The following is a 24,762-nucleotide window of genomic DNA, read 5'->3' on the forward strand; positions in this document are numbered from 1 at the left end:
TTAGCCATAGTAGGCCGGTATCCTGTTCTGTATCATATGTTCCAGTAGGGCAATAAAAAGATCAGCACTGATGAGAGATGAATAATCTATCGAAAACAGTATGCTGCCTTTTGCATCAAATAACCGTATTTTATCGTGGTGTGCTTCACGTAGCGTCTCAATACGCAGTATATCCTCAATATTAATTGTACCTTCTGTGGTAACCAATGAGTGCGCACTGAGTGAGAGTGGGATAGTATCCATCTGCATTTTTTTCAACTTAATTAATTTAAATATCAGTGATTTTAACCAACTTTCATTCCCTCGTACGATGTCAAATACGATGGTTTTACCCCGAGATAATGTATTTAAGCTGATTAATCCGACATGCATAACTTGCTGGTGAATTATCGTGTTTATCAGAGGGTATGCATTGGTTATGTTATTAATGATAATATTCCAAGGCTGATTTTCTGATGTGCGGAATGCCATGGCATTAATTTTCCCATTAGGGTTTATTCCGGCGTGATACTTATAAATATATTCTATTTTATTAAATGATATAAAGTAAACGTTCCCATTGTGATGGTTAAAAACACGAATGCCTTTTTCATAAAGGAAATAGGTAAATATTGGTGTGTCATATACACGTAAGTATAGTAATGCGCTCAGAGACATCCCTGCAATAGCGACACTTAATATTGAAAGAATAGAAGGTGTTGAGAAAATAGACGTCGTTATTGATAAGCTAATTATTATAAAGCTCACCCCTAATACGAATGCTATTATGCCAATAGTTAACTTCGAGTTTTTATTTCTCAACTCATGACGGCTAAGTATTTTTCCTTCATCAATCATAATATTCTCCATCTGGCCGCCAAGAGAATATTTCACTTGGTTATTACAGAATCACATTAATACTCTAGGATATTTCCTTATGGGGTAAATGAGCATTTTCCTAAAGTGATTGGATAAAGATTTAGATTGAAATGCATATGTCTTTGGCGCGGGACAGCATCTTGACTATAACGACGAACAGAAAGGCGCTGATACATTTTAATAGTATAAATCAGGTAACAAGCTAAGGAAGGTGCGAATAAGCGGGGAAATTCTTCTCGGCTGACTCAGTCATTTCATTTCTTCATGTTTGAGCCGATTTTTTCTCCCGTAAATGCCTTGAATCAGCCTATTTAGACCGTTTCTTCGCCATTTAAGGCGTTATCCCCAGTTTTTAGTGAGATCTCTCCCACTGACGTATCATTTGGTCCGCCCGAAACAGGTTGGCCAGCGTGAATAACATCGCCAGTTGGTTATCGTTTTTCAGCAACCCCTTGTATCTGGCTTTCACGAAGCCGAACTGTCGCTTGATGATGCGAAATGGGTGCTCCACCCTGGCCCGGATGCTGGCTTTCATGTATTCGATGTTGATGGCCGTTTTGTTCTTGCGTGGATGCTGTTTCAAGGTTCTTACCTTGCCGGGGCGCTCGGCGATCAGCCAGTCCACATCCACCTCGGCCAGCTCCTCGCGCTGTGGCGCCCCTTGGTAGCCGGCATCGGCTGAGACAAATTGCTCCTCTCCATGCAGCAGATTACCCAGCTGATTGAGGTCATGCTCGTTGGCCGCGGTGGTGACTAGGCTGTGGGTCAGGCCACTCTTGGCATCGACACCAATGTGGGCCTTCATGCCAAAGTGCCACTGATTGCCTTTCTTGGTCTGATGCATCTCCGGATCGCGTTGCTGCTCTTTGTTCTTGGTCGAGCTGGGTGCCTCAATGATGGTGGCATCGACCAAGGTGCCTTGAGTCATCATGACGCCTGCTTCGGCCAGCCAGCGATTGATGGTCTTGAACAATTGGCGGGCCAGTTGATGCTGCTCCAGCAGGTGGCGGAAATTCATGATGGTGGTGCGGTCCGGCAAGGCGCTATCCAGGGATAACCGGGCAAACAGACGCATGGAGGCGATTTCGTACAGAGCATCTTCCATCGCGCCATCGCTCAGGTTGTACCAATGCTGCATGCAGTGAATGCGTAGCATGGTTTCCAGCGGATAAGGTCGCCGGCCATTACCAGCCTTGGGGTAAAACGGCTCGATGACTTCCACCATGTTTTGCCATGGCAGAATCTGCTCCATGCGGGACAAGAAAATCTCTTTTCTGGTCTGACGGCGCTTACTGCTGAATTCACTGTCGGCGAAGGTAAGTTGATGACTCATGATGAACCCTGTTCCATGGCTCCAGATGACAAACATGATCTCATATCAGGGACTTGTTCGCACCTTCCCTAAGTGTGATGCCTTTCACGAGACTGACTTACAGTGTAAGATGCGTGCATATTTATGTGGGTAGTTTTGGGTTTGAGTCCATCGCTGTGTCCACCAATAATCAATTAAAGACAACGACTAGAGAAAAATTCATATAAATGAAGCACATAAGAAACTTTTCTATTATTGCCCATATTGACCACGGTAAGTCGACACTGTCGGACCGTATTATTCAGATTTGTGGCGGTTTAACTGAGCGAGAAATGGCCGCTCAAGTACTGGATTCCATGGATCTGGAGCGCGAGCGTGGTATTACCATCAAGGCGCAGAGCGTGACACTTGATTACCACGCGAAAGATGGTCAAACCTATCAGCTCAACTTTATCGATACTCCCGGCCACGTTGACTTCTCTTATGAAGTTTCCCGCTCTTTGGCGGCTTGTGAAGGGGCTTTATTGGTGGTTGACGCAGGGCAAGGTGTTGAGGCGCAAACCCTGGCTAACTGCTATACCGCGATGGAAATGAACCTGGAAGTTGTTCCCGTTCTGAACAAAATCGATTTGCCAGCCGCTGATCCTGAGCGAGTTGCTGAAGAAATTGAAGATATCGTTGGTATTGATGCTACTGATGCTGTTCGCTGTTCAGCAAAAACCGGCGTAGGGGTTCCTGATATTCTCGAACGGCTGGTGCGTGATATTCCGCCACCTAAGGGCGACCCGGATGGCCCATTGCAGGCACTGATTATTGACTCCTGGTTTGATAACTATCTAGGTGTGGTGTCATTAATTCGTATCAAGAATGGCTCGTTACGTAAAGGCGATAAAGTTAAGGTGATGAGTACCGGCCAGAGCTATAACGCTGAGCGTCTGGGTATCTTCACGCCAAAACGTATTGATCGTGATGTGCTGAACTGCGGTGAAGTTGGCTGGTTGGTCTGTGCGATTAAAGACATTCTCGGTGCGCCGGTCGGCGATACCTTGACCTTAACCCGTAACCCGGCTGAGAAATCATTACCTGGCTTTAAGAAAGTCAAACCACAGGTTTACGCCGGTCTGTTCCCGATTAGCTCTGATGACTATGAAGCTTTCCGTGATGCATTGGGCAAGTTGAGTCTTAATGACGCCTCTTTGTTCTATGAACCAGAAAGTTCGACAGCATTGGGCTTTGGTTTCCGCTGTGGCTTCCTTGGCTTGCTGCATATGGAAATCATTCAGGAGCGTTTGGAACGTGAGTATGATCTGGAACTCATCACCACAGCGCCTACGGTAGTGTATGAAGTGATTACGACTTCTCAGGAAACGGTTTATGTTGATAGCCCTTCCAAGCTGCCTGCCTTGAATAATATTGAAGAACTGCGCGAGCCAATTGCCGAATGTCATATGCTATTGCCCCAAGAATATTTGGGCAATGTTATTACATTGTGTATTGAAAAGCGCGGGATGCAGACCAACATGGTTTACCACGGTAACCAAGTCGCACTGACGTATGAAATCCCAATGGCTGAAGTGGTTCTCGATTTCTTCGATCGTCTGAAATCGACATCTCGTGGCTATGCTTCATTGGATTATAATTTCAAACGTTTCCAGACTTCTGACATGGTGCGTGTTGATGTATTAATCAATAATGAGCGAGTGGATGCTCTGGCGTTGATCACCCATCGTGATAATGCGCAGTACCGAGGCCGTGATTTGGTTGAGAAAATGAAAGAACTGATCCCACGCCAGCAATTTGACATTGCTATTCAGGCGGCTATCGGCAACCACATCATTGCCCGTTCGACTGTGAAACAGTTACGTAAAAACGTACTGGCGAAGTGTTATGGCGGTGACGTTAGCCGTAAGAAGAAACTTCTGCAGAAACAGAAAGACGGTAAAAAACGTATGAAGCAGGTCGGTAACGTTGAATTACCGCAAGAGGCTTTCCTGGCTATTCTGCATGTCGGAAAAGACAGTAAATAAGGAGTTTTGATGGCTAACATATTTGCCTTGATTTTAGCGGTAGCAACGTTGCTGACAGGGATTATCTGGTGCTTCGAGCGATTTAAATGGGGACCGGCCCGTCAGGCGAAAATTGCGGCAGTTAATGCGCAAACTGCCGAGATCAAGGCGCAAACGGGGAGTGCGGTAGATAGCAAGACTCTGTCGCCGGCTGCAAAACAGCCGGGCTGGATAGAGACTTGTGCTTCAGTCTTCCCGGTGTTGGCTCTGGTATTTATCGTGCGTTCGTTTATTTACGAGCCTTTCCAGATTCCTTCTGGCTCGATGATGCCCACGCTACTAATCGGTGATTTCATTCTGGTAGAGAAATTTGCTTACGGTATTAAAGACCCGATTACTCAAACCACGCTGATTCCTACCGGGCATCCAAAACGTGGTGATATTGCCGTATTTAAATATCCGCTCGATACTCGTTTGGACTATATCAAGCGAGTCGTGGGTTTGCCGGGTGACCGGGTAAGTTATAATCCAATTAGTAAAGAAGTGACGGTTCAACCCGCGTGTAATACCGGGACTTCCTGTGACAGTGCATTGCCAATTACTTATAGTGCATCTGAGCCAAGTCATTTCGTACAAACATTCCGTTACAGCGGTAATGGCGAGGCTTCAGCTGGTTTCTTCCAAATTCCGTTAAACCAGGCAGTACCGGATGGTGGCGTGCGTTTGCGTGAGCGTACTGAGACTCTCGGCCCGGTTGCACACCAGATTTTGACCGTTCCTGGGCGTCAGGAGCAGCTAGGTGCTTATTATCAGCAACCTAATCAGCCATTAGGCGTATGGGTTGTTCCAGAAGGTCATTACTTTATGATGGGTGATAACCGGGATAATAGCGCAGATAGCCGCTACTGGGGTTTTGTACCAGAACGTAATCTGGTCGGTAAAGCCACTGCTATTTGGATGAGCTTTGAAAAGCAAGAAGGTGAATGGCCAACAGGTGTGCGTTTAAGTCGTATTGGTGGAATACATTAATATTGACCCTGTCTTGAGTCATTGAAATTACAGCAAAGCAGCAAACGAACAAATCCCGATGAGCTGACAAAAGTCAGTGATTCGGGTGAGTAAGAACAGCTAATACCGCAGTAACTTCAAGTCAACAGGGTATATAAACGCAGCATTATATTTCCACTCGTTGTAGAATAACCTTTCGAGCGATAAAAGTTGGCTCTTTTATGGGAGCCACTGCAAACGAAACAGTTTTGTCTTGGTAATATTGGCCGATCAGACCTGTTCCGTATGCTGTAGTTTTTGACGCATTCTTGATCTATTGGTAACTCATGAACCCCATCGTAATAAATAGGCTACAGCGGAAGCTGGGCTACACTTTTCAACAGCAGGAGCTCTTGCTGCAAGCACTGACTCATCGTAGCGCCAGTAGTAAACATAATGAGCGTTTGGAGTTCCTGGGTGACTCTATATTAAGTTTCGTTATCGCCAATGAGTTGTATCGCCGTTTTCCCCGTGTTGATGAAGGGGATATGAGTCGGATGCGAGCGACATTGGTCAGAGGAAATACGCTAGCCGAAATGGCCCGTGAGTTTGACCTCGGTGAATGTTTACGCCTTGGGCCGGGTGAATTGAAAAGTGGCGGTTTCCGCCGTGAATCAATTTTGGCAGATACTGTCGAAGCTTTAATCGGCGGTATATTCTTAGACAGCGATATTCATATGATTGAACGGCTGATTCTCGCCTGGTATCACAGTCGATTAGAAGAAATCAGCCCTGGTGATAAGCAGAAAGATCCAAAAACGCGCCTGCAAGAATATTTACAGGGCCGTCATCTGCCATTACCTTCTTATCTGGTTGTGCAGGTTCGTGGTGAAGCACATGATCAGGAATTTACTATCCACTGCCAGGTGAGTGGCTTGAATGAACCGGTAATAGGTACCGGCTCAAGTCGCCGTAAAGCTGAGCAGGCGGCAGCGGAACAAGCGCTGAAACAGTTGGAGCTTGAATGAGCGAAGTAGAAAAAACGTATTGTGGTTTTATTGCGATTGTAGGTCGCCCGAATGTGGGCAAATCTACCTTGCTGAATGAATTGTTGGGGCAGAAAATCTCCATCACTTCACGTAAACCGCAAACCACACGTCACCGTATTATGGGGATTCACACTGAAGGGCCTTATCAGGCCATTTATGTTGATACCCCAGGGCTGCATATTGAAGAAAAACGTGCCATTAACCGCTTAATGAATCGCGCGGCCAGCAGCTCTCTTGGTGATGTGGAATTAGTGATTTTTGTTGTTGAAGGTACGAACTGGACTGCCGACGATGAAATGGTGGTTAACAAACTGCGCAGCTTAGATTGCCCAGTGTTATTGGCGATCAACAAAGTTGATAATGTAACAGACAAAAGTAAGCTGTTGCCGCATATCCAGTTCTTAAGCAAGCAGATGAATTTCCTCGATGTTGTGCCGATCTCTGCTGAGAAAGGGATGAACGTGGATACTATTGCCGGCATCGTGCGCAAGCTTATGCCGGAGGCTGGACATCACTTCCCCGAAGATTACATCACTGACCGCTCCCAGCGTTTTATGGCGTCAGAAATCATTCGTGAAAAACTGATGCGCTTCTTGGGTGAGGAATTACCTTACTCGGTGACGGTTGAAATTGAACAATTTGTACCAAATGAGCGCGGTGGCTATAACATCCACGGGCTGATTTTGGTGGAGCGCGAAGGCCAGAAAAAGATGGTCATCGGCAATAAAGGTTCAAAAATCAAGACCATCGGTATCGAAGCTCGCCAGGACATGGAGCAGATGTTCGAAGCCAAAGTGCATCTTGAGCTGTGGGTGAAAGTGAAATCAGGCTGGGCAGATGACGAACGTGCATTGCGCAGCTTAGGCTATACCGACGACCTGAAATAAGGCTCGCCGATGGAAGGCTGGCAACGCGCATTTGTCCTGCATGGGCGACCTTACAGTGAAACCAGTTTAATGCTGGACTTATTCACTGAAGGGGAGGGCCGCATGCGGGTATTGGCAAAGGGTGCGCGGGGTCGTCGCTCTAATCTAAAAGGCTGCTTGCAGCCTTTTACACCACTTCTGGTCCGCTGGACTGGGCGGGGTGAAGTCAAAACATTACGTAGTGCTGAGCCGGTATCACTGGCTCTTCCGTTGAGCGGCTCCATGCTGTACAGCGGCTTATATGTCAACGAATTGCTTTCGCGCGTCCTTGAACACCAAACCAATTACTCTGCTTTATTCTTCGATTATTTGCATTGCTTACAATCACTTGCAGGCAGCGATGGCTCGCCTGAGTATGCTTTGCGCCAGTTTGAATTGGCGATACTGGCTCACCTTGGTTATGGTGTGGATTTCCTCCATTGCGCAGGCAGTGGTCAACCGGTATCAGACACCATGACTTACCGCTACCGCGAAGAAAAAGGGTTTATTGCCAGCTTGGTTGTTGATCACTACAGTTTTACTGGTCGCCAATTATTGGCTCTGGCTAACCGTGAGTTTCCTGACGCTGATACCTTACGTGCTGCCAAGCGCTTTACGCGTATTGCTCTGAAACCCTACTTGGGCGGTAAGCCACTCAAAAGTCGTGAACTGTTCCGTCAATTTGTCATTAAGCCCCCAGTTGAACCCTTGTCCTAGTCTCAGCCATTCCACGGTTTACACTGCTCATCATCAACTTTCCCCTACTGTAGCCTATCCGCGGCCCGTCTACTCGGTGTAAACTGCCAGGCACTTACGCGTTTATTGGCAAGCATTTTTGCATGCTTATTAACCTATTAAAGATGCATCCATATCTGGAGGGCTGTCATGGCTGATTTGTTGCTGGGCGTTAATATTGATCACATTGCGACATTACGAAATGCACGTGGGACCATTTATCCTGATCCTGTTCAGGCCGCTTTTATCGCCGAACAAGCTGGTGCTGATGGTATTACTGTCCATTTACGTGAAGATCGCCGCCATATCACGGATCGGGATGTGCGTATCTTGCGCCAGACAATCCAGACCCGTATGAATCTGGAAATGGCTGTCACTGATGAAATGGTTGATATTGCTTGTGAGCTACAACCTCAATTTTGTTGCTTGGTACCAGAAAAACGTCAGGAAGTGACCACTGAAGGTGGGCTGGATGTCGCCGGTCAAATTGATAAAATGACTGTCGCGGTGAGTCGACTTTCTGAAGCCGGTATCCTGGTTTCACTGTTTATCGACGCCGATATGCGCCAAATTGATGCCGCAGTGGCTGTTGGGGCTCCTTACATCGAAATTCACACCGGTGCTTATGCAGATGCTATTTCAGATTTGGCGCGTCAGGCTGAATTAGTGCGGATTGCCAAAGCAGCGACCTATGCCGCCAGCAAAGGATTAAAAGTTAACGCAGGCCACGGCCTGACTTACCACAATGTTCAACCCATTGCCGCTTTGCCGGAGATGCATGAGCTAAATATTGGCCATGCAATCATTGGCCAGGCAGTGATGTCGGGCCTTGCTGCTGCTGTTACCGATATGAAAGTATTGATGCGGGAAGCGCGTCGTTAATGGCTATTCTTGGGTTAGGTACTGATATTGTTGAAATTTCCCGAATAGAGGCAGTGGTTGAGCGCAGTGGCGAAAAGCTGGCTCGGCGTATCCTCAGCCCATCGGAATGGCAGCATTATCAGCAACACCAACAGCCAATCCGTTTTTTGGCTAAACGTTTTGCAGTTAAAGAGGCTGCCGCTAAAGCATTCGGCACCGGTATCCGTAATGGTTTGGCATTCAACCAGTTCGAAGTGGTTAACGACGCATTGGGCAAACCAACACTGCGTTTACATCACCGGGCAGCAGAATTGGCAGTTGAACTGGGGGTCAAATCGTTGCATGTGACTCTGGCTGACGAACGGCGCTATGCCTGTGCCACTGTGATTATCGAGAGCTAAAGTTCCTATTGCTGCCAAATTGCAGTGAATCGGGATTGAGGGGCGAGCATGAAAATGCCGCCCTTTTTTATTATTCATGCTATCCAACGCTAAGTCGTGACCCCGGTAACTTTCATATTTTCTATTCTGAGCTTGTGTACTTTACACACCATCACTGGGTGAAAACTCACTGGAATAAATCTTAATTTTGCGATCTGCCCGACAAGTTGGTTAACCAATACTTCATTTGGTCGGCCAATTGGTGGTACTTGTAATACCAAATTGTTGGGCTTCATCGGCAGTTTGGTCGTGTAAATACGGAATGAGATCAAAAATAACTGTATGAGTGCGATTTTCGACGAATAAAAAATCACCATATTTGGCCTGACCAATATAAGAAAGTGATATCAGAAAAATTGATGTTTAACTACTGGGGAAAATAAAAAATGGAATGGATTAATATTCTATGGGTGATATTGGGCATTGGCTTAATGCTATTGCTTAATATCCGTTATCAGATTAACTCAATGATTGCATTGCTTTTAGCAGCTCTGCTGGTGGGGACTCTCGCCGGGATGGACTTGCTTAAACTTCTGCACACTATTAAAGCGGGGTTTGGCGGGACACTCGGTGAACTGGCAATAATCGTCGTATTCGGTGCGGTTATCGGCAAGCTTATGGTGGATTCTGGGGCCGCTCATCAGATAGCTCAGACGCTATTGCGCCGGTTCGGGCTAAAGTATGTTGAGTTTGCCGTCATAATCATCGGCCTGATCTTTGGTTTGGCGATGTTCTATGAAGTTGCCTTTATCATTTTAGCGCCATTGATTATTGCTATTGCCGTTGAAGCTAAGATCCCATTCTTGAAATTAGCCATCCCGGCAGTGGCGGCCGCGACTACCGCGCACTCCCTTTTCCCACCGCAGCCGGGGCCAGTTGCGCTCGTTAGTGCCTATGGTGCTGATATGGGGATGGTTTATATCTATGGTGTTTTGGTTGCCATCCCTTCTGTTATTTGTGCCGGGCTGATTTTGCCAAAATTCCTTGGCAACCTGGAACGGCCAATTCCAACCTTCCTGAAAGCGGATAATCCGCTGGATGAAAACAATTTGCCGTCGTTTGGTACTTCGATTCTGGTGCCGTTAATCCCTGCTTTTATTATGATTTTCACGACCGTTGCCAACATCTGGCTGGTGAAAGGGACGGCGTCGTACACCATCCTCAACTTCGTGGGCTCATCGCCAATTGCCATGTTTATCGCGATGCTGGTTGCTTTTGTTTTGTTTGGCACCGGACGTGGTCATAAGATGGAATGGGTCATGCACTCATTTGAAGGGGCGGTGAAAGGTATTGCCATGGTCATCTTGATCATTGGTGCGGGTGGCGCGCTAAAGCAAGTCATCATTGATACCGGCATTGGCGATACCATCGGTATGCTGATGTCAGCTGGCGGAGTATCGCCTTATATCATGGCCTGGCTGATTACTGTACTTATCCGCCTTTCAACCGGGCAAGGGGTTGTGTCGGCAATGACAGCGGCAGGTATTATCGGAGCCGCAGTGATGGACCCTGTGACGCATACTATTACCTCAGTCGATCCGGCGTTGTTAGTATTGGCAACTGCGGCGGGCTCTAACACCTTTACTCACATTAATGATGCTTCGTTCTGGCTGTTTAAAGGGTATTTCGACCTGTCGATTAAAGATACGTTGAAAACCTGGGGCTTGCTGGAGCTGACGAACTCAGTGGTTGGTTTGGCGATGGTGTTGCTGATAAGCCTGTTTATTTAATGCGGATTAGACGTTGATTTTATTATCAGTGCTTCTGCGGAGGCACTGATAATTCACTTCACAGGAAAGTTCGAGAGATTACAAACGATCGGCGTGATGCAGTTGGACAAACTTGTCCCACAGCTGTTCGTTAGTTTCTATCCAAGCCGGATCGATAGAAATTGTATTATCGATAGGGCAGACCAACTGGCAGGTTGGGGTTTCGTAATGACCGACACATTCTGTGCAGCGCATCGGGTCAATTTGATAGATTTCTGCACCCATGGAAATTGCCTCGTTAGGGCATTCCGGCTCGCACATGTCGCAATTTATACATTTACGAGTGATCAACAGGGCCATGATTCCTCTTACCTTAGGTCGGGTATTCTTAACAGCGGGGGATTATACCCCTCTGGTATCCTTAGACCAGTTTTTTCACTAGCGCGGCACTGTGCTTAATATGATCTTGTGCACTTTCAAGGTCTTGCTGGATCATCGCCATAAATAATAAGTCAGTCAGGGCATATTGTGCGGTGCTAGACGAAATGGCAGCGCTGCGAATGGCGGGTTCTTCCGAGATTGTATACAAACAATGATCAGCCCTCTGCTGCAAGCTATTCGGGGTGAAACTGGTCAATGCTAATACTTTGGCACCACATCGTTGTGCTTCTTCTGCGGCCAAATTAATCTCACGGCGCTCACCACTAAAGGAGATAGCCAGCAGTAAATCCCGGCCATCCAGGGCCTGAACGGCAGCCAGTTGGGCATGCATATCGGTCTCAGATACGGCCATAATGCCAATTTTCAACAGCTTATAGGCAAGGTCTTTCGCCACTAAACCAGACGCTCCCAGACCGGTCAAAATAATTCTTCGCGCCGCCCGTAGCATCTCTAATGCTTCTGTTAGACGTTGTTCGCTATTGATATCCAAAGTTGCTCGTAGCGCAGCAGCCTTTTCGGCCAATAACTTTTCGCCAACTGTTTTTAAACTGTCAGTACTTAAAATTTGATTGTGAAGAGTCACGACTTGTTCGGGTGTAGCTACAATCTCACTCAATGCTTGTTTCAGTGCGGGAAAACCTTTATAGCCTAATTTTTGTGCAAACTTGACCACGGCGGATTGGCTAACACCGGTTTGTTGTGCCAGTTTTTGTGAACTGAGATGGCGTGCCTGCTCGGGATGAGTCAGCAGGAAATCAGCTAACTTACGATCATTTTGTGCCAGCGTTGGATAGAGCTGACGAATGCGAAGAAGACTACTCATAAATCAGTTCCTGAATATGGGCCGTTATTCTGCCAAGTTGGTTAATAATACCCATAAAGAATGAAGTCAAAGGCCAAGTAATGGAGCATAACACTCTTTTTTTGTGAGAGTCCGGTGAATGGGACAAGAAAACACACGCTTTTACCTATTTTCAGTTACAACTAAATTATTATGAATAAAAAATCCAATGAGGGAAAAATCATGAATTTGGGCGCTTTGGTTTCTGAAAGCCGCAATCCAGCCACGATGGATCTGGATAAACTCTCCACATTGGAGATGTTGACCCGCATTAACGATGAAGACCGTAAAGTCCCCGAGGCGATTCGGTTGGTGATACCCAGTATTGCCCAAGCGGTTGATTTAGCAGCTAAAGCTTTGCAGGATGGAGGGCGGCTGATTTATCTGGGGGCGGGTACCAGTGGGCGGCTTGGCGTTTTAGATGCTTCCGAGTGCCCGCCGACCTTTGGTGTACCTCATGGCAGGGTGATAGGTTTAATTGCTGGTGGCCCTGGTGCGTTACTCAAAGCGGTAGAGGGAGCTGAAGATGATATGTCACTCGGTGAGCGCGATTTGCAAGATTTACAGTTAACTGCAACGGATATGGTGGTCGGGTTAGCGGCCTCTGGCCGCACCCCATATGTTATCGGCGCACTGCGTTATGCTCGTCAACTCGGGTGCCCAACGGCGGCCATTTCCTGTAATCCAGACTCCCCTATCGCGCAAGAGGCACTGGTCGCGATTTCGCCCGTCGTCGGCCCTGAAGCCCTTACCGGCTCTACCCGCATGAAATCGGGTACAGCACAAAAACTGGTGCTGAATATGTTATCTACCGGCGCGATGGTGAAGCTTGGCAAGGTCTATCAGAATCTCATGGTGGATGTGAAGGCGACTAATGTGAAATTAGTGGACCGCGCATGCCGCATTGTGATTGAAGCAACCGGTGCCAGCCGCCTTGAGGCTGAAAATGCATTGTCGCAAACTGAGTTTGAAGTTAAACCGGCTATTTTAATGATTCTAAAAGGTGTCAGTGCCGAACAAGCCCGCCAGAGCTTACAACAGCATAATGGGTATTTGCGCGCAGCATTGTAAGTCTGATTAGCTGGGGTTGCCGCGAGCCCGTGGGGTTAGTAAAGTGATAGTGTATTTAGCCGCGAGGGTTGTCACCATACCGGTGGATTTTATCGACTAGATTTATGGGATTTCAATGACTAACGTTTTGAGTGCAGAACAAGCTGACATGGCGGCAGAACCACAATTGGAAAGTGTCAAACGCGTTGTCTTCTTTGATTTAGATGGCACTTTGCATCAGCAGGATATGTTTGGCCGCTTTTTACGCTTTCTGCTGCGCCATTTACCACTCAATCTATTGTTGGTCATCCCCTTGCTGCCGGTTATTGGGTTGGGGTTATTGATTGGTGGGCGATGTGCTCGGTGGCCCATGAGTTTGTTGCTGTGGGCGACAACTTTTGGTCGACGTGAAGCTCATCTGAAGGATCTGGAATTACGTTTTGTGAATGATTTTCGCCAAAAAGTGACTGAATTTCCGGTGGTAATGATGCGATTACGCCAATATCTGGACAGTACAGATACTCAGGTTTGGCTGATTACGGGTTCACCGCAACGGCTGGTCGAGCAGGTTTATCACGATTCGGATTTTATTCACCGTTTACGGCTGGTGGGCAGCCGTATGGCGCGGCGCAATGGGGGATGGGTGTTGCCACTGCGCTGCTTAGGGCCAGAAAAAGTGGTGCAATTAGAGCAGCGCTTGGGAATACCGCTGAAACTCCACAGTGGCTACAGTGACAGCAAGCAAGATAACCCACTGCTGCATTTTTGTGAGCACCGCTGGCGGGTGAGTAAAACAGGCGAATTACAGCAATTGGAATAAATCTTGGTGGGAATCACGACAGCGGGGTAAAGCCCACTGCCGTTTTATTCGCCGTGTGTTTTAGTGAGTCACATCATTTTTGTGGTGGCCGAGCTGCCAGATCCGCTCAGCATGTCTGCCCAGCAACCATAAACTGATCCCCAGCAGCAGGAAAAAGACAGTTTTTGGCATGGAATCCCAAAAGAACTCGAAGAAGCGGGTGTACAGGTTGATGGCCAAGAATGTCAGGCCAAAACCGCGCAGCATGGCATCATCGCGTTTTAACCCCAGCCAGATTGCGGCGGCTGCCGCGAGAGCAAATAATAGACTCCAATGCAGCAGTTCAATCTGGCGTACTTGATACCAATTGTCGATATCGCCGTAATTACCAAAAATAGACAGCAACCATAAGGCAATAAACAGATAAAGCAGCCCCATAGCTTGAGAAACTCTATCCAGCCGGCGTGCCGCTAATTGAGGTTGTAATGTTAACGCGCTGGCGCAAAGCAGTAAGCCAAAGGCGATAAAGCGGACAGGGTAACTCATTCCTAGCCAGTAAGCGCCCCAGCCGGACAGATAACCGGTTTCTGCGCCAAAAGTATTCCCCAATGATAGTAAGGCAAATAGCCATACCAGTGGCGAGCGGCCAAACCAACCGACCACGCCATAGATAAGGGTGCCGAGTAGTAATAATACCGAGACACGGCCACTGCCATTATCCAGCCATATGCCGAGTTGGCCGATAGCCGCGGCGGTCATAATGACGCCAAGAAATAACACGGCCTCATTACTGTAGATTTTACTGGAGTCTCGTTGACGGCGGTAAAAGCCCCAACTGTAAAAAGCCGCAGCCAATATACCCGTGACGATCACCCGAACGGGGGGATCAAAGCGGAAGAATTGGCTGATCCAGGCTAATAGGAAAGTATCAGCCATCAGGCTGCCAATCGCGATGACCAGTGAGGCCAGCGCGGCAAGGAAGGCGTAACCCGCCAGTCTGCGCCAGTCAAAGGGTTGAACATCAATATTTGCCAACAAACGCTGATGCTCTTCTTCAGGAATTACACCTTCCTGGGCCCATCCATCAAGGGTTTTGCGTACTGTGGCCGCATTTTTCTTGCTGAGCTTCATTGACCTGGCTTCCATATAGTTGCATATCATTTACATCAGGAATGTTTCCTATTCTGTCGGCACATTAACTGATCATCATGTATTGAGCTACTTTATAGTGAATTTAGTGGGGATAGCGATTGCTGTGTATAATGCACGCCGCAAAAGTGCCAGAGAGGTTAATGTGTCTACTGATAAGAATTTGTCTTCTGAATGTACTTCGCCCGCGGAATACAGCGATGAATACTGGATGCAGCGAGCATTAGCATTAGCGCTGCGCGCGCAAGCAGAGGGCGAAGTTCCGGTGGGCGCAATATTGGTGCTGGACAATCAGGTTATTGGTGAGGGATGGAACCGGTCTATTCGTGATAATGATCCAACCGCTCATGCCGAAATCATGGCGTTGCGCCAAGGTGGGCAAGCAGTGCAGAACTATCGCCTGATAGATGCCACTTTATATATCACTCTGGAGCCGTGCGTGATGTGTGCCGGGGCCATGGTGCACAGCCGGATTCGCCGCTTGGTGTATGGCGCTAATGATTTGAAAACTGGCGCAGCAGGATCATTGATGGATATTTTGCGCCATCCTGGGATGAATCATCAGATAGAGATTACTGCGGGAGTGTTGGCTGATGCTTGCTCCCACCAATTGAGTGCGTTTTTTCGCTTGCGGCGCGAGCAACAAAAAGCGTTGAAACTCGCCATGCGGGTATCGAATGATCAATGAGTTATCTCGCCATCTCACTAATTATTGATTGACCAGCCGGGGCCGACCACCGGGTAACCTTTACCCAGTTCGGCCTCAATAGCAGCATGTTGTGCAGCTTTTTTCTCTTTTTCCTGCAAGTATCCTTCCAGACTGACCTGATAGCGGCGAATGTTTTCGACATAGTTATAGGCTTCATGACCCCGGGCGTAACCATAAGTGGTGCTCGGGTAGTAGCGTTTTTGGCTCAACATTGGTAGCCGCATTTTTACGTCAACCCAACTGTCGGGATTGCCATTTTGGCTTTTGGTCAGCTTGCGGGCATCAAGCATATGGCCGTAACCCAAGTTATATGCCGCCAGCGCGAACCAAATGCGTTCATCTTCAGGAATGGTATCCGGCACTTTTTGCATTAACCGCTGTAAGTAAACCGAGCCGCCTTTAATGCTCTCTTCGGGATCAATCCTGTCTTTGACTCCCAAGCCACTGGCAGTTGCTCGCGTGAGCATCATCAAGCCGCGCACCCCGGTGGGGGAGGTAGCTTGTGGATTCCAATGGGATTCCTGGTAAGCGATTGCGGCCAGTAGTTGCCAGTCAATTTCACCGGCATGTTTTTCAAACAATGGCCGGAAAGAGGGCAATACGGCGTCGATGGCGGAAAGAAATGTTTTGGTATCGACATAATCAAAACTGCCGACATGGCCGAGATATTTTTCCTCCAGACGCGCCAAACTGCCGTCTTCCACCGTCTGACTGTAGAAATCAAGCATCGCCGCATACAGGCTGTCATCATTGCTCTGTTGGAAATACCAAGTCACCGGTTCTTCATCTGTGACGTCAAATGCTACGGCTAATTGCGGGTGAATGCGTTGCAGCAGGGCAATGGTGACGGAATCCCCGAGGGTATAATCGAGCTTACCATCAGCGACTTGCTCCAATAACTCTTTTCCAGAGCGGTCAACGGACGAGCCCCAGTTAAGGTCGGGGTATTTGGTCTGTTTAAGCTGCTTTAAGGTCGTCATATGGGCCGAACCGGAAGCCACAATCAACTGGCCTTTCAGGTCACTGAATGATTTTGGCCGTGTAGCCCCCAACCGGTAGACCAACTGTTGTGAGACAGAATAATAGGCAGGGCCGGTGCGCGCCCGGTTAAGACGTTCGCTGTTATAAATTAGCCCGGCAGCAATCAGGTCTGCATCATCGCTATCTAAAGCATCAAATAGATCGTTGATATTATGATGTGGGGTCACCACCAACTTAACCCCCAGATAGTCAGCAAAACGTTTTGCCAGCTCATAGTCGAGACCGGAAGGGCCATCCTTTCCGGTAGAGTAGATAAGCGGTGAACTTATTGTGCCAACTCGCAGTTCGCCACGGGCTTTTATACGGTCCAGTTGCCCTTCTTGACTACTGCGCCAGGGAATATTAGGCCACAGCGCGAGGGCCAGAAGTAAGGCGATTACACCGATAACAAAGTAATTTAATTTTATGCGCGTCAAATAGTTATCTCTCGGCAGCGCTCTTTATATGTGTGTCATGAAGCTGAAAATCGACATGGTTAAATCCCCAGTGGAGTGGCATTTTGCGCAACAAATCGTCAGTGTGCAACTTTAATTGCTAGCTATTTATCCGGCATTCAACGGATATCTCTCACCGAGGTTTCTGACGCAATTATGAATAATAGCTACGCAAACGGTTTCGTCGGCGGCTTAGATTCACTATAATGGCGCGCGTTTTCCCCTGTTGCGCCCAATGAAGTGCTGTCCCAGTCGCTTCGAAGACGAGAGAAACTTAGATTATGGAAATACTGCGTGGTTCGCCCGCTTTGTCGGCTTTTCGTATTACCAAACTGCTGTCCCGTTGCCAGGATGCTCATCTGCCAGTAGATGACATTTACGCCGAATATGTTCACTTTGCCGATGTTAGCGCCCCATTGAGCGCTGACGAACACGCCAGACTCCAGCGGCTGCTCAAGTATGGACCCTCTCTCCCCGAACATGCGCCAGAAGGGCGTTTACTGCTGGTGACCCCAAGGCCGGGGACAATTTCTCCATGGTCTTCCAAAGCGACTGATATTGCACACAACTGTGCATTGCCGCAGGTTTTGCGTTTAGAGCGCGGTCTGGCTTTCTATATACAAGGCCCGAATCTGACCGAAAATCAATGGCAGCAATTGTCGGCACTGCTGCACGACCGCATGATGGAAACGGTCTTCACTGATTTACAGCAAGCCGCGCAACTGTTCTCTCACCACCAGCCAGCCCCGGTACAACGGGTGGATATTCTGGCTCAGGGCCGCAGTGCACTGGATCAGGCCAATATCAAATTGGGCCTGGCACTGGCTCCCGATGAAATTGATTATCTGCTGGCAGCCTTTACTGGTCTGGGGCGCAACCCGACGGATATCGAGCTGTATATGTTTGCTCAGGCCAACTCTGAGCATTGCCGTCATAAGATTTTTAATGCGGACTGGAAAATTGATGGTGTTGAGCAGCCAAAATCGCTGTTCAAAATGATCAAAAATACCTTTGAACATACACCGGATTACGTGCTGTCTGCCTATAAAGACAATGCCGCGGTAATGGAAGGTTCTCAGGTTGGGCGCTTCTTTGCTGCGCCCGAAAATGGGGTGTATGGCTACCATCAGGAAGAGGCGCATATCCTGATGAAAGTGGAAACTCATAATCACCCGACGGCGATTTCTCCGTGGCCGGGTGCCGCTACCGGCTCGGGTGGTGAGATTCGTGATGAAGGTGCCACCGGGCGCGGTGCTAAGCCGAAAGCCGGTTTGGTGGGCTTCTCCGTGTCTAACTTGCGTATTCCCGGCTTTGAACAGCCGTGGGAAGAGAATTTCGGCAAGCCGGACCGCATTGTTACTGCATTGGATATCATGACCGAAGGCCCACTGGGTGGCGCGGCATTTAACAATGAATTTGGTCGCCCGGCGCTGCTGGGTTATTTCCGCACCTATGAAGAGCGCGTAAACAGCCATAACGGCACTGAGCTACGTGGCTATCATAAGCCCATCATGCTGGCTGGTGGGATTGGCAATATTCGCGCCAATCATGTGCAAAAAGGTGAAATCACCGTGGGTGCCAAGCTGGTGGTGCTCGGTGGCCCATCGATGAATATCGGTCTGGGCGGCGGCGCGGCTTCTTCTATGGCATCCGGCCAGTCTGATGCGGATCTGGATTTTGCTTCCGTCCAGCGCGATAACCCGGAAATGGAACGCCGCTGTCAGGAAGTGATTGACCGCTGCTGGCAGTTAGGGGACCACAACCCAATCCTGTTCATTCATGATGTCGGGGCCGGCGGTTTGTCCAACGCTATGCCAGAATTGGTCAGTGACGGCGGTCGTGGCGGCCGCTTTGAGCTGCGTGACATTCTTAATGACGAGCCGGGCATGAGCCCGCTGGAAGTGTGGTGTAACGAGTCTCAGGAACGTTACGTCATGGCGATCGCTCCTGCGCAGATGGCCCAGTTTGATGAGATTTGCCGCCGTGAACGCGCCCCTTATGCGGTTATTGGTGAAGCCACGGAAGAGTTGCATCTGACCCTGAATGACCGCCATTTCGATAACCAACCAATTGATATGCCGCTGGATGTGCTGTTAGGCAAAACGCCGAAAATGCTGCGTGATGTCACCCGCCTGCAAGCTCAGGGTGATGCTCTGCAACGGGCCGAAATCAATATTGCTGATGCGGTAAAACGCGTGATGCATTTGCCGGCCGTGGCGGAGAAAACCTTCCTCATCACTATTGGTGACCGCACCGTAACCGGTATGGTGACCCGTGATCAGATGGTTGGCCCATGGCAGATCCCAGTGGCTGACTGCGCGGTAACCAGCGCCAGTCTGGACAGTTACTATGGCGAGGCGATGTCTCTGGGCGAACGTGCGCCCGTGGCTTTGCTGGACTTTGCGGCTTCCGCCCGTTTGGCGGTTGGCGAAGCATTGACCAATATCGCGGCGACGCAAATTGGCGAACTCAAGCGGATTAAACTGTCTGCTAACTGGATGTCTGCGGCCGGTCACCCCGGTGAAGATGCCGGCTTATATGACGCAGTGCGCGCAGTGGGCGAAGAATTATGCCCGGCGCTGGAGATTACCATCCCAGTGGGCAAAGACTCTATGTCGATGAAGACCCGCTGGCAGGAAGGTGGCGAGCAGCGCGAAATGACCTCGCCGTTGTCATTGGTGATCACTGCTTTCGCCCGCATCGAAGATGTCCGTCACACGGTGACCCCACAGTTGCGCACAGATAAGGGCGACAACGCGTTGCTGCTGATTGATCTGGGCGCGGGCCATAATGCGCTGGGGGCCACGGCATTGACTCAGGTTTATCGCCAGTTAGGGGATAAACCGGCTGATGTGCGCGACGTGCAACAGCTGGCTGGCTTCTTCAATGCAATGCAACGTTTGGTCACTGATCAGGCCTTGTTGGCTTATCACGACCGCTCTGACGGCGGCCTGTTAGTGACACTGGCTGAGATGGCTTTTGCAGGTCATTGCGGTGTACAAGTTGATATTCAATCCTTGGGTGACGATGCGCTGGCGGCCTTGTTTAATGAGGAGTTGGGGGCGGTTATTCAGGTGCGCGCTGAGCAGCGAGCTGCCGTGGAAAAAGTGCTGGCAGACCATGGCCTGGCAAATTGTGTGCATTATCTGGGCGGTGCTGTTGAGGGAGATGTCTTCGATATTCGCAGCGGCACTGACGTGGTATACAGTGAAAAACGCAGCACCTTGCGCTTGTGGTGGGCTGAAACCACTTGGCAGATGCAGCGCCTACGTGATAACCCGGATTGTGCGGATCAAGAGCATCAAGCTAAACAGGATGAACAGGATCCGGGCTTAAATGTGAAACTGACCTTTGATCCCGCCGAAGATATTGCCGCACCTTATATCATCAAGCAGGCGCGACCAAAAGTTGCCGTGCTGCGTGAGCAGGGAGTTAACTCCCATGTTGAGATGGCGGCCGCCTTCCACCGCGCCGGTTTTGATGCTGTAGATGTGCATATGAGTGATCTGTTGGCTGGGCGCACTGATTTGCAATCCTTCCAGACTTTAGTCGCTTGCGGCGGTTTCTCTTACGGCGACGTGCTGGGTGCCGGTGAAGGTTGGGCGAAGTCCATTTTGTTTAATGACCGGGTGCGCGATGAGTTCGAAGCTTTCTTCCACCGCCCAGAAACATTGGCATTAGGGGTGTGTAACGGCTGCCAGATGATGTCTAACCTGCGCGAACTTATCCCCGGTGCTGAGCACTGGCCGCGATTTGTCCGTAATCTGTCAGATCGCTTTGAAGCGCGTTTCAGCTTGGTCGAAGTGGCAAATAGCCCCTCATTGTTTATGCAAGATATGGCGGGCTCCCGCATGCCAATCGCGGTTTCTCATGGTGAAGGGCGGGTTGAAGTGCGTGATGCTGCGCATTTGGCGACACTGGAACAGAACAACTTAGTGGCATTGCGCTTTGTCAATAACCAAGGTGTGGTGACTGAACAGTACCCGGCTAACCCGAATGGCTCAGCACATGGTATCACCGCGGTGACCAGCATCAGCGGGCGGGCAACCGTCATGATGCCGCACCCAGAGCGCGTCTTCCGCACGGTCAGTAACTCGTGGCATCCAGAAGAATGGGGTGAAGATAGCCCATGGATGCGGATGTTCCGTAATGCGCGTAAGCAATTAGGTTAATGAATAGAGGGGCGTTATGCCCCTCTTATTTCGTTTTCATACGGTAATTTTATTTATTCATGGAATAACTATTGTTTGAGTTATCTCTTTCATCTGTTTGTTATCATCAATAATCTCAAGAATAAATTGATACTCCCCTGGCTGGATATCAAGTATTTCTAAATTCACTGTTTTTATGTTGTTATTGACAAAACCACTCTTGTTATCTAATTCGATATTGTGGCTGTCGAGGAGAGATGCGCTGTAATGCAACATCACTTCTGATTCTAGAGAAAATGAAATTTTATATGCAGAAATAGCCTTATGATAAGATGAGTAATTAAAATTGAGAATAAAGTCAGGAAAAACATCATTATTATATTTAGCTAAATAACCATTCACTTGATTTACGGTTGGCATGCATTTCATGCTATTAGTGTATAAATTATTGATTTTTATTTTACTGAAAAGGTTATCAAAACCGGATGCCGATGGAGAGGAGAAAAGGATAAGATGAGAAAGTAAGAAGGCAGTGATATTTATCATAGTTATATTCCTTTGCATGACAGTGAAATATTAACGAGAATAATCCCCACTTGTTGTATTCATTAATGTGATATGTCTAATTGGCATTCTGTACTTTGGCTCTCTGCATATCCGTTACCCGAGCCAGATGATTAGCGTGACTCATTTATGAAACTGATTAAATCTCATAATTTATAACTCTCTGATGATTTGTGCCGCAGTCTGCTCTCGGGGGAAGGGTTGAGATCGATAAGAAAGCAAAGGGCATTTTAGTTACTGAGATTTATTTAATACACTGATTTTTAAGTATTTTATATATCTTGTCGGTAAATCACGACAATCAACAAGTTATTTGTCTCAAAAAAGAGACATTTAAATAATTGATTTATATGATATTTATTTTTAAGGTGGTCGAGTGTCGGGGATTGGCGACAAAACAGCAGTCAGCGGCTCTATCGGGTGAGTGCTACTCATATTAAAGCCAAAATATAAAAATAATTAGTGATTAAATTCAGTGTATTATGTTTTGTTTTTTAGAGTTGGCACGCTAACTGCATTATTACTATCAGTTGCTCATTCACCTCTTTATGATAGTCCCGCCGTCAAGCGGAATATGCACTTCATAAGCCACCGAATGATGCCTAAGACTGGTGCCTATCGTCCATCTAAACCGATATCGTGTGAATGCACATATCAAACATCGGACGACACGTTGAGTGAGGCGCCGCCTATGTCCTGCTGTGATGAGTAGTTCATCAATTTTGGACATGTCTGGATGCTATTCGTCTCATCCTCCCGATGATTGCCTCGGCTTCATCAAACTGGAGACGATGTTTAAGGGCATCCACATATTCTGCGACGGGGCATTTATTGCCCCGTTGTCACATCTATACCCGTCATAGTTCAAGCTGCATGTGTGTTGGCTGACCCTGTGGGCAGCATAAATGCTGTTCAAATCGGTTCCCGACCAATTTTTTTCTCACTTGTCGCCTTCCTGTAACTCGAATTATTTAGGGCATATTATGGTCAAAGACACGCTAAAGCTCCGGTTTTTACTGCCACTGACAATAAAAGTAGGTCAGATGATAAGTCTGACGATAATGAACAAACAGTCTTAATTAAAAGCACTTTGCTCAACGCTAAGTGCTTTTTTTTTATCTCGGGTTCGGGTATGGCGATATTAATTGGCTTACAGGCATTGTAATCCTGGCAAAGTCAGTTAGCATCACAACAGAATGATAGGTAATGAGATGATTTCGTTGAAAAGATGGCGTTTATTCCCCCGATCTTTACGCCAATTGGTGCTCATGGCGTTTCTGTTGGTGCTGCTCCCTCTGCTGGTGCTGGCCTATCAGGCATATCAAAGTCTTGACCACCTCAGCACCCAGGCGGCAGATATTAATCGCACTACGCTGGCAGATGCCCGGCGCAGCGAAGCAATGACCAGTGTGGCACTCGAAATGGAGCGCAGCTATCGCCAATATTGTGTCTTAGATGACGCGACGCTGGCAAAACTCTATCAGCATCAGCGTAAACAATATGCCCAAATGCTGGATACTCATGCGCCCATCCTACCCGACGCCCGCTATTACCAGACTTTGCGTGGATTATTGACACAACTTTCTGATATTCAATGTAAAAATAGCGGCCCGGCACAAAATGCATCCGCCTTATTAGAGCAGTTTTCCCGCTCCAATGCGGAAATGGTGCAGGCAACTCGTGATGTGATTTTCTCTCGCGGGCAACAGTTGCAAAAAGATATCGCCGAGCGTGGGCAATTTTTTGGCTGGCAATCCCTGCTACTGTTCTTGGTCAGTGTGTTACTGGTGGTGTTATTCACCCGCATGATTATTGGGCCAGTTAAGGGTATCGAACGGATGATTAATCGGCTGGGGGAAGGGCGGCCGCTGGGCAATACTGCGTTGTTTAAAGGGCCGCGCGAATTACGCTCACTGGCACAGCGCATTATTTGGCTCAGCGAGCGTTTGGCCTGGCTCGAATCACAGCGCCATGAGTTTTTGCGCCATATTTCTCATGAGTTGAAAACGCCGCTGGCCAGTATGCGCGAAGGTACTGAATTATTGGCTGATGAGGTGGCCGGGCCATTGACCCAAGATCAAAAAGAAGTGGTTGCCATCCTTGATAATAGCAGCCGCCATTTACAATTATTGATTGAGCAATTATTGGACTATAACCGTAAATTAGCCGATGGCCCCGGTGAACTTGAAAATGTTGAATTGGTCGAAATGGTCGAAGATGTGATTTCGGCCCATAGTTTGCCCGCGCGCGCCAAGATGATTCGTACCGAGACGGATCTTCAAGCGGATATTTGTTGGGCAGATCCGACACTATTGATGCGGGTATTAGATAATCTCTACTCCAATGCGGTGCACTATGGCGAGGAATCCGGTACCATTTGGGTGAGTAGCCGTCTGGTGAATAACCGCGTGCAAATTGATATTGCCAATACCGGCGCATCGATCCCGGTATCGGAAGAAACAATGATATTTGAGCCTTTTTTCCAGGGAAGTCATCAGCGAAAAGGGGCCGTCAAAGGCAGCGGGCTGGGGTTGAGTATTGCTCAGGACTGCATCAAACGTATGCAGGGTGACTTGCAATTGGTGTCCGTGGATTACGCCGCAGTCTGCTTCCGTGTGGAATTGCCATTAACCGCCGAGAATGAATAAATAATGTACACATGGTCTATGAGCAACTTGATGAAAAAGACCGTCTTTTTAACAAGTAACGTGTCAACTGCGG

At 48.2% G+C, this 24,762-nt stretch carries 20 protein-coding genes; 13 read left to right on the forward strand and 7 right to left on the reverse strand.

What is annotated here, in order from left to right; all coding sequences use genetic code 11:
* Positions 1-837, reverse strand: coding sequence for a hypothetical protein (locus F0T03_RS05460; RefSeq protein WP_145555020.1), 837 nt, complete (start codon positions 835-837; stop codon positions 1-3).
* Positions 838-1,210: 373 nt separating this feature from the next.
* On the reverse strand, positions 1,211-2,191 hold the full coding sequence (locus tag F0T03_RS05465; protein ID WP_000019403.1) for an IS5-like element IS5 family transposase: 981 nt from the start codon (positions 2,189-2,191) through the stop codon (positions 1,211-1,213).
* 206 nt (positions 2,192-2,397) lie between these two features.
* Between F0T03_RS05465 and lepA the strand changes: the two genes are divergently transcribed.
* The 8 genes from lepA to gntP all read left to right on the forward strand — a co-directional run bounded on the left by lepA (position 2,398) and on the right by gntP (position 10,883).
* Positions 2,398-4,197, forward strand: a complete 1,800-nt coding sequence (gene lepA, locus F0T03_RS05470; protein WP_145555019.1) for a translation elongation factor 4 — start codon at positions 2,398-2,400, stop codon at positions 4,195-4,197.
* Positions 4,198-4,206: 9 nt separating this feature from the next.
* On the forward strand, positions 4,207-5,205 hold the full coding sequence (gene lepB, locus F0T03_RS05475) for a signal peptidase I (RefSeq protein WP_159677399.1): 999 nt from the start codon (positions 4,207-4,209) through the stop codon (positions 5,203-5,205).
* A gap of 305 nt (positions 5,206-5,510) precedes the next feature.
* Positions 5,511-6,191: a ribonuclease III gene (gene rnc / locus F0T03_RS05480; RefSeq protein WP_145555017.1), complete on the forward strand. Its 681-nt coding sequence runs from the start codon at positions 5,511-5,513 to the stop codon at positions 6,189-6,191.
* Positions 6,188-7,099 carry a GTPase Era gene (gene era, locus F0T03_RS05485; protein ID WP_145555016.1) on the forward strand — a complete coding sequence of 304 codons (912 nt, stop codon included), beginning with the start codon at positions 6,188-6,190 and terminating at the stop codon, positions 7,097-7,099. Before rnc ends, era begins: the two co-directional genes overlap by 4 nt.
* Positions 7,100-7,108: 9 nt before the next feature.
* On the forward strand, positions 7,109-7,834 hold the full coding sequence (gene recO / locus F0T03_RS05490; protein ID WP_159677400.1) for a DNA repair protein RecO: 726 nt from the start codon (positions 7,109-7,111) through the stop codon (positions 7,832-7,834).
* 168 nt (positions 7,835-8,002) lie between these two features.
* Positions 8,003-8,734 (forward strand): pyridoxine 5'-phosphate synthase, encoded by a 732-nt coding sequence (gene pdxJ, locus F0T03_RS05495; protein ID WP_145555014.1) that lies wholly within the window; start codon positions 8,003-8,005, stop codon positions 8,732-8,734.
* The gene (acpS, locus tag F0T03_RS05500) at positions 8,734-9,114 is read left to right on the forward strand and encodes a holo-ACP synthase (protein WP_145555013.1); all 381 of its coding nucleotides are present in this window, start codon (positions 8,734-8,736) and stop codon (positions 9,112-9,114) included. The genes pdxJ and acpS overlap by 1 nt, the downstream gene beginning before the upstream one ends.
* 425 nt (positions 9,115-9,539) lie before the next feature.
* Entirely contained in the window at positions 9,540-10,883 is a 1,344-nt protein-coding gene (gene gntP, locus F0T03_RS05505) for a gluconate permease GntP (RefSeq protein WP_159677401.1), read from the forward strand.
* A gap of 78 nt (positions 10,884-10,961) precedes the next feature.
* Here gntP and F0T03_RS05510 read toward each other — a convergent pair whose 3' ends face one another.
* A complete protein-coding gene (locus F0T03_RS05510) occupies positions 10,962-11,222 on the reverse strand; it encodes a YfhL family 4Fe-4S dicluster ferredoxin (RefSeq protein WP_145555011.1) in 261 nt (86 codons plus the stop codon).
* A gap of 61 nt (positions 11,223-11,283) precedes the next feature.
* Entirely contained in the window at positions 11,284-12,126 is an 843-nt protein-coding gene (locus tag F0T03_RS05515; protein ID WP_145555010.1) for a MurR/RpiR family transcriptional regulator, read from the reverse strand.
* 171 nt (positions 12,127-12,297) lie between these two features.
* On the opposite strand from F0T03_RS05515, the gene murQ reads away from it, so the two are divergent.
* Positions 12,298-13,215: an N-acetylmuramic acid 6-phosphate etherase gene (murQ, locus tag F0T03_RS05520; RefSeq protein WP_281347278.1), complete on the forward strand. Its 918-nt coding sequence runs from the start codon at positions 12,298-12,300 to the stop codon at positions 13,213-13,215.
* A 115-nt stretch (positions 13,216-13,330) separates the two neighbouring features.
* Positions 13,331-14,014, forward strand: coding sequence for a phosphatidylglycerophosphatase C (gene yfhb / locus F0T03_RS05525; protein WP_162526883.1), 684 nt, complete (start codon positions 13,331-13,333; stop codon positions 14,012-14,014).
* A gap of 60 nt (positions 14,015-14,074) precedes the next feature.
* On the opposite strand, the gene F0T03_RS05530 is transcribed toward yfhb, so the two are convergent.
* Positions 14,075-15,124 carry a DUF2157 domain-containing protein gene (locus tag F0T03_RS05530; protein ID WP_159677403.1) on the reverse strand — a complete coding sequence of 350 codons (1,050 nt, stop codon included), beginning with the start codon at positions 15,122-15,124 and terminating at the stop codon, positions 14,075-14,077.
* A 124-nt stretch (positions 15,125-15,248) separates the two neighbouring features.
* On the opposite strand from F0T03_RS05530, the gene tadA reads away from it, so the two are divergent.
* Complete coding sequence (tadA, locus tag F0T03_RS05535; protein ID WP_145555007.1) at positions 15,249-15,830, forward strand: tRNA adenosine(34) deaminase TadA; 582 nt, start codon at positions 15,249-15,251, stop codon at positions 15,828-15,830.
* 17 nt (positions 15,831-15,847) lie between these two features.
* Here tadA and mltF read toward each other — a convergent pair whose 3' ends face one another.
* On the reverse strand, positions 15,848-17,308 hold the full coding sequence (gene mltF, locus F0T03_RS05540; RefSeq protein ID WP_159677404.1) for a membrane-bound lytic murein transglycosylase MltF: 1,461 nt from the start codon (positions 17,306-17,308) through the stop codon (positions 15,848-15,850).
* A 299-nt stretch (positions 17,309-17,607) separates the two neighbouring features.
* Here mltF and purL point away from each other — a divergent pair, with 299 nt between their 5' ends.
* Positions 17,608-21,498, forward strand: a complete 3,891-nt coding sequence (gene purL, locus F0T03_RS05545; protein WP_159677405.1) for a phosphoribosylformylglycinamidine synthase — start codon at positions 17,608-17,610, stop codon at positions 21,496-21,498.
* Positions 21,499-21,555: 57 nt separating this feature from the next.
* Here the strand turns inward: purL and F0T03_RS05550 are convergent, their stop codons facing one another.
* Positions 21,556-22,023 carry a hypothetical protein gene (locus F0T03_RS05550; protein WP_159677406.1) on the reverse strand — a complete coding sequence of 156 codons (468 nt, stop codon included), beginning with the start codon at positions 22,021-22,023 and terminating at the stop codon, positions 21,556-21,558.
* A gap of 1,229 nt (positions 22,024-23,252) precedes the next feature.
* Between F0T03_RS05550 and F0T03_RS05555 the strand changes: the two genes are divergently transcribed.
* Positions 23,253-24,689, forward strand: coding sequence for a sensor histidine kinase (locus F0T03_RS05555; protein WP_162526884.1), 1,437 nt, complete (start codon positions 23,253-23,255; stop codon positions 24,687-24,689).
* Positions 24,690-24,762 lie beyond the last annotated feature (73 nt).

Origin of the sequence: Yersinia canariae (assembly GCF_009831415.1) — a bacterium.
GTDB classification, from domain to species: Bacteria; Pseudomonadota; Gammaproteobacteria; order Enterobacterales; family Enterobacteriaceae; genus Yersinia; species Yersinia canariae.

Coding starts and splice junctions, on each gene's coding strand:
- recO (WP_159677400.1), top strand. CDS start 7,109: ATGGAAGGCTGGCAACGCGCATTTGTCCTGCATGGGCGACCTTACAGT.
- F0T03_RS05550 (WP_159677406.1), bottom strand. CDS start 22,023: ATGATAAATATCACTGCCTTCTTACTTTCTCATCTTATCCTTTTCTCC.
- gntP (WP_159677401.1), top strand. CDS start 9,540: ATGGAATGGATTAATATTCTATGGGTGATATTGGGCATTGGCTTAATG.
- F0T03_RS05515 (WP_145555010.1), bottom strand. CDS start 12,126: ATGAGTAGTCTTCTTCGCATTCGTCAGCTCTATCCAACGCTGGCACAA.
- F0T03_RS05555 (WP_162526884.1), top strand. CDS start 23,253: ATGATTTCGTTGAAAAGATGGCGTTTATTCCCCCGATCTTTACGCCAA.
- purL (WP_159677405.1), top strand. CDS start 17,608: ATGGAAATACTGCGTGGTTCGCCCGCTTTGTCGGCTTTTCGTATTACC.
- pdxJ (WP_145555014.1), top strand. CDS start 8,003: ATGGCTGATTTGTTGCTGGGCGTTAATATTGATCACATTGCGACATTA.
- era (WP_145555016.1), top strand. CDS start 6,188: ATGAGCGAAGTAGAAAAAACGTATTGTGGTTTTATTGCGATTGTAGGT.
- yfhb (WP_162526883.1), top strand. CDS start 13,331: ATGACTAACGTTTTGAGTGCAGAACAAGCTGACATGGCGGCAGAACCA.
- F0T03_RS05460 (WP_145555020.1), bottom strand. CDS start 837: ATGATTGATGAAGGAAAAATACTTAGCCGTCATGAGTTGAGAAATAAA.
- lepA (WP_145555019.1), top strand. CDS start 2,398: ATGAAGCACATAAGAAACTTTTCTATTATTGCCCATATTGACCACGGT.
- F0T03_RS05510 (WP_145555011.1), bottom strand. CDS start 11,222: ATGGCCCTGTTGATCACTCGTAAATGTATAAATTGCGACATGTGCGAG.
- rnc (WP_145555017.1), top strand. CDS start 5,511: ATGAACCCCATCGTAATAAATAGGCTACAGCGGAAGCTGGGCTACACT.
- acpS (WP_145555013.1), top strand. CDS start 8,734: ATGGCTATTCTTGGGTTAGGTACTGATATTGTTGAAATTTCCCGAATA.
- murQ (WP_281347278.1), top strand. CDS start 12,298: ATGAATAAAAAATCCAATGAGGGAAAAATCATGAATTTGGGCGCTTTG.
- F0T03_RS05530 (WP_159677403.1), bottom strand. CDS start 15,124: ATGAAGCTCAGCAAGAAAAATGCGGCCACAGTACGCAAAACCCTTGAT.
- F0T03_RS05465 (WP_000019403.1), bottom strand. CDS start 2,191: ATGAGTCATCAACTTACCTTCGCCGACAGTGAATTCAGCAGTAAGCGC.
- lepB (WP_159677399.1), top strand. CDS start 4,207: ATGGCTAACATATTTGCCTTGATTTTAGCGGTAGCAACGTTGCTGACA.